The following is a 3,124-nucleotide window of genomic DNA, read 5'->3' as shown; positions in this document are numbered from 1 at the left end:
GGAGTTCGTGGTCCCACGCAACTGAGGTGCTCATAACGACCTCCTGCGGATAATCCTTCACGAGCAGACGTCGGCAGGCCCCGCCCGGTTCCTCATACCTGCCAAAGTAGTGCTAAAGCATCGGCCAAAAGTGGATTTGCACTTTTGGGATCCCATCCGATGCTTTCTCTTGGGATGAGAGTATCGTTCGGGCGCAAAACCGGGTCCACTTTTCGCTGACGCGGACCTCCGGTTCCGCACGATGCACTAGGCCGGATCGGCGGGGTCCGGTCAGGAACTTGCCTGAGCGAGCGGAGAGGCCTTCAGCCAGAGAAACAACGGGACTCGTGCCCACTGCTTGAAATGCTCCCGGGCGCTGCTTGGGTCGGGGACCGGCTCACGCAGCGAGGTGATCGCCAGCCCGGCCTGCTCCAACGCAGCGGCATAGGCCTCGAGGGGTTGAGACCAGCCGGCAAAGTGCATTCTCAGGCCATCGCGCTCCTCCATCCCTTCGAAGCGCTGACGCCCAAAATAGGTGCCTGTCAGAACGAATGAGGCGTCCGGTTCCGGACCGGTGAAGCTCCCTCTGTCCCGGAAAGGATGCACAAGGGAGATGACGAGATGCCCGCGAGGGCGCATCACCCTGCGGATTTCCCGCAAGGTCGCGGGCAGGTCCTCCACGTCCATCAACACATTGTAGGCGAGGACCAGATCGAAGCTGCCGTCCTCGAACGGCAGGCTGCGGGCATCCGCCACCGCATAATCATGCGCTGAATCGGCCTGCCGGGCGGTCTCGACAAGTTCGGCGACCGTATCCGCCGCAGTGACGCGATATCCGAGCGCCTTCAGCTCCCGGGAGAGACGCCCTTCGCCGCAGCCCACATCGAGGGCATTGCCGCTGCCTCTGCCGAGATAGGCGATGAAAGCCTCGCGATAGGCCCAGAAGGCGTCGTGCTTCGGGGACCGCGCCCATTCCGTCCATTCCGCAGCAACCCGCGACCAATGCTCCCGATCGGGCGGAGTGGGTCCCACGTGCAGCACCCCGCCTTCAGAATTCCAGCACCGCCGTCACGGGCACATGGTCCGACGGACGCTCCCAGCCGCGGGTCTCGCGGGTAACGTCGATGGAGCGCAGCGCCTTGTCGAGACCGCCGGCAAGCCAGATATGGTCGAGGCGGCGGCCCTTGTCGGCAGCGGCCCAGTCGGGCGAGCGGTAGCTCCACCAGGAATAGATCTTTTCCGGCTCGGGGCGCAGGGCGCGCATGGCGTCAACCCAGCCGGCCTCCTGCCGCAGCTCTTCGAGGGCTTCGGTCTCGATGGGCGTGTGACTGACCACGTCGAGGAGCTGCTTGTGGCTCCAGACATCATGTTCGAGGGGCGCCACGTTGAGGTCGCCCACGAGGATCGCGGGACCGGCGGTCGGCTTCGCCTTGTCGCCCCAGCTCCGCATCTCGGCCATGAAGTCGAGCTTGTGGCGGAATTTCTCGTTGAGATCCGGGTCCGGGATGTCGCCGCCCGCGGGCACGTAGAAGTTATGGATCGTAATGCCGGAAGCCCCTTTCGCCTCGCGACTCAAGGTGACCGTGATGTGGCGGGCATCCTGGCGGCCGCACATCTCCATGATGCTCGTCTCGGAGAATGGATAGCGCGAGAGGATGGCGACGCCGTTATAGCCCTTCTGGCCCATATGGACGACGAAGGGATAGCCGAAGGCCTGCAGGTCTTTTAAGGGGAACTTGTCGTTCGGGCACTTGGTCTCCTGCAGGCACAGGATGTCGGGGCGCCGCTCCTTCAGGAACCGGCCCACCTGATCGAGGCGCAGGCGAACGGAATTGATGTTCCAGGTCGAGATGGTGAGATTCACGGGAAGGCCCTCTGCAGGATTCCTTCCCGGCTACGACAGATTTCGCCTCAAGGGAAGCGTGGCGGTTCGCCCAAGTATTTTTCGGCGAAGTCGATCCGGCTCGCCGTGAAACATGCGGCACAGCAAGGAAGCGAGCCGACACCATGCCAAGGGAATCGGCCCGGGCGGCTTACCGGTTGTTGTCGCCGAGGATCGCCTCGTACTGGATCCTGAACATGCCCTGGTCGATGGGGCGGTCCCGCTCGACCTTGTTCAGCACGACCACCGTCTGGAATCCCTGCGGATCGACGATGCGCCACTGGCTCAAGGATTCCACCTGCGGGTCGAAATAGAGGGTGATGCGCGAGGTGCCGCCAAGCGTGGAGGTGTCCTCCAGATTGATCCGCACCGAATCGCCGTCATTGGTGATGCCGGTGATCTTGATGTCCTGACCCAGATTGACCTTTTCGCGCAGCAGGAATTTCAGGGGCGTCTGGGAGATCGAGTAGAGATCCTGAGTGGCGAGCTTCTTGTCGCGCACCGCGACCGACCGGCCGTCGGCGATCACCTCGAGGGTGGCGGGGGGGTCGTATTCGAACCGCACCTTGCCGGGCCGCTGCAGGAAGAGGGTGCCGCCCATCCGCCGTCCGTCGCCGCCGACCTGCGTGAAATCGGCGATCAGGGTGCTGAGATTCGTGAAGAAGGCGTTCGCCCGCTCCACTATTGCGCTGTGCGGCAGGGGCTCTCCGCGACCGACCGGGCCCATCGCCGCAGTGACGATGGGCTTCGGCGCGATCTCGACCGGTTCTGCCTGGGGAGGCTTGGGAGCTTCAGCGACTGTCGGGCGCGAGGGAGGCACCGGCGCGGTGGCGGCCAGGACCTGCTCCGCATTGACCGGCCGGATCGGCGCCGGCTTCGCGCGCGCAGTTTGCATCTCCGGCCTCTGGAAGCTCGATGTCGGCAGAGGAGCGGCGGAGAGATTGAAGCCTTTGGCAGCCGATTCGGCGGTAGCCGGGGCCACATTCCGCTTCGGGGGAACGATCAGGTCCATCGGCAGCATCTGGGCAGCCGCCGGCGACGCCACCGCAGCGGCGGACAGGATCGTCACCAGACAGGCAAAACCGGCAAAACGCATCCGAAAGATCTCCTTGAGGCTAATATCGGTCCCTGCTTGACCATTTCCAATGGCCCATCGATGACGCAGGGCGTGGGCTCAAGGTTCCGGCGGCGCTGCCTATTCCTCGTCCCCGTGGGGGTTCTCCAGGAGGATTTCGCGTTTTCCGGCGTGGTTTGCGGGTCCGA

Annotated in this window: 3 protein-coding genes; all 3 read right to left on the bottom strand. The window is 64.1% G+C overall.

Annotated features, from left to right (window positions below):
* Positions 1-270 precede the first annotated feature (270 nt).
* The 3 genes from LG661_RS24330 to LG661_RS24320 all read right to left on the bottom strand — a co-directional run bounded on the left by LG661_RS24330 (position 271) and on the right by LG661_RS24320 (position 2,957).
* Positions 271-1,011: a class I SAM-dependent methyltransferase gene (locus LG661_RS24330; RefSeq protein WP_230534579.1), complete on the bottom strand. Its 741-nt coding sequence runs from the start codon at positions 1,009-1,011 to the stop codon at positions 271-273.
* Positions 1,012-1,027: 16 nt separating this feature from the next.
* A complete protein-coding gene (gene xth, locus LG661_RS24325; RefSeq protein WP_230534578.1) occupies positions 1,028-1,843 on the bottom strand; it encodes an exodeoxyribonuclease III in 816 nt (271 codons plus the stop codon).
* A 169-nt stretch (positions 1,844-2,012) separates the two neighbouring features.
* Positions 2,013-2,957 carry an outer membrane lipoprotein carrier protein LolA gene (locus LG661_RS24320; RefSeq protein WP_230534577.1) on the bottom strand — a complete coding sequence of 315 codons (945 nt, stop codon included), beginning with the start codon at positions 2,955-2,957 and terminating at the stop codon, positions 2,013-2,015.
* Positions 2,958-3,124: the final 167 nt, after the last annotated feature.

The organism is Microvirga roseola (assembly GCF_020866965.1).
GTDB lineage: Bacteria > Pseudomonadota > Alphaproteobacteria > Rhizobiales > Beijerinckiaceae > Microvirga > Microvirga roseola.
The sequence above is the reverse complement of the archived record's forward strand: the minus strand, read 5'-3'. Positions and strand labels throughout refer to the sequence as shown.

Bases quoted from the DNA above. Each gene is read 5' to 3' on its own strand.
- LG661_RS24320 (WP_230534577.1), bottom strand. From the start codon at position 2,957: ATGCGTTTTGCCGGTTTTGCCTGTCTGGTGACGATCCTGTCCGCCGCT.